Here is a 1,310-nt window from a genome sequence, read left to right on the forward strand (position 1 = left end):
ACCTTCTTTTCCGGAGCGCATTCCAAATATACCGGCAGGGTCTTTACCAGCATGGATACGCTATCTGAAAGCCTTCCATCACTTCGGCCGTTATAGATTGTAGTAAATATGGCATTTTCAGACGCTGTATACGACTTAAGTGCAAGGCCAAAAGCAGTCATGAAGAAAGCATTAAGTGTACAGGAATTATCAAGACAGAACTGTCTTATCATAGCTCCATCCGTTTCTCCGATAACCTTCCCTTCACCTATATTTCCATCTTCTTTCTTTCCATCTTTTATTGGAAGTGTCTCGCCGCCACAGCCTGCAAAGTAACTGTCATACCAGGCCTTTGCCTTTTCAAATCGCTCGCTTTTCCTCGCAGCTTCTTCATCAAGAGCAAACTCATATCCCGTATATTTCTCTTTTTCTATTTCTTCACCTGAATAAGCTCTGTCGATATCATTTTTCAGAATATAAAGGGATTCACCGTCACTTACGATGTGGTGGGTATCAAGGAAGAAATAGTTACCATTCTTTGTTTCATAAATCTCTGCACGGAAGAGAACTTCTCCCGTATCAAGGGAAAATGGCCTTACCAGCTCATCTCCGGTTGGAATGGTATCTTTCTTAAATACAGGAGTTTCAAACTTATAGTCATCCCTTCTTTTCGCATGTACGATTCCATCCTTGTCACTTACAGGTTCCATGAAAAGATATGGATGGGCTGCTACAGCTTTTTCAATGGCTTTAGCAAGTTTTTCGCAGTCCACACTGTCCCCTAGTTTATAAAGTTCCGGGATGTTATAGGTGGTAGAACCCGGGTAGCGCATACATTCGATATATATACCTGTCTGGGTCATGGAAAGCGGATACTCTTTTCTGAGTTCGTACTCTTCCGTTTTATCTGTATTTTTCAGAATGCTGTCTATAGCTTTAATGGTACTGTTATCAAAAACATCCGATACTTTAAGGGTTCTTCCAAAGTGCTCTGACAAAAGGGCGCACAGCCTGATGCATCCTACGGATGACATACCGAATGCAAACAAGTCTGAATTTATACCGATAGAAACATCTCCAATTACTTCTTTAACAATCTCAAGGATCTGCTCCTGAGTTTCATTCTCAGGCGGCACTATCTCATCTTCCATCATTACAGCCTGAGGCAGTGCCTTTTTGTCTATCTTGCCTGAAAGATTCATAGGCATCTCATCAAGCTGCATGAAGGCTTGTGGTACCATGTAGGAAGTAAGGTAAGATGACAGATAGGATTTCAGGTCACTTATATCCACCTTTTCATCTGCTGTGAAATAGGCAGCAAGGTAGTCTGT

General features: G+C 41.8%; 1 protein-coding gene. It reads right to left on the bottom strand.

Translation table 11 applies throughout. The features are described 5' to 3' along the window. The coding region (locus G585_RS0116550; RefSeq protein ID WP_022776490.1) for a condensation domain-containing protein at positions 1 to 1,310 on the bottom strand (1,310 nt) is incomplete at both ends.

Source organism: Butyrivibrio sp. AE2015 (assembly GCF_000420825.1).
In the GTDB taxonomy this organism is placed as follows: Bacteria; Bacillota; Clostridia; order Lachnospirales; family Lachnospiraceae; genus Butyrivibrio.